Source organism: Paraburkholderia sp. SIMBA_027 (genome assembly GCF_046535315.1).
GTDB classification, from domain to species: Bacteria; Pseudomonadota; Gammaproteobacteria; order Burkholderiales; family Burkholderiaceae; genus Paraburkholderia; species Paraburkholderia tropica.
Map to the genome: position 1 here is coordinate 1 of NZ_JAWRWY010001017.1, position 257 is coordinate 257.

At 60.7% G+C, this 257-nt stretch carries 1 protein-coding gene; it reads left to right on the plus strand.

The annotated features are described in order from the left end of the window. On the plus strand, positions 1 to 257 hold a 257-nt coding region (locus tag SB764_RS42180; RefSeq protein ID WP_410867061.1), incomplete at both ends, for a hypothetical protein.

A 257-nucleotide genomic window follows, 5' to 3' on the forward strand; every position in this document is an offset into this window, starting at 1 on the left:
GGTGAACAGCGTCAGCTGGCTGCTGATCCGCTTCATGCTGGTGATGGTGCCGATCGTATTCCTGCTCAACGGTTTCTCCAAAGGTGATTGGGGCGATGCGTTCCTGTTCGCCCTGGCGGTTGCTGTGGGCCTCACCCCGGAAATGCTGCCGATGATCGTCAGCGCGAACCTGGCCAAGGGCGCCACCGCCATGGCCAAGCGCAAAGTGGTGGTCAAGCGCCTGAATGCGATCCAGAACTTCGGTTCGATGGACGTGC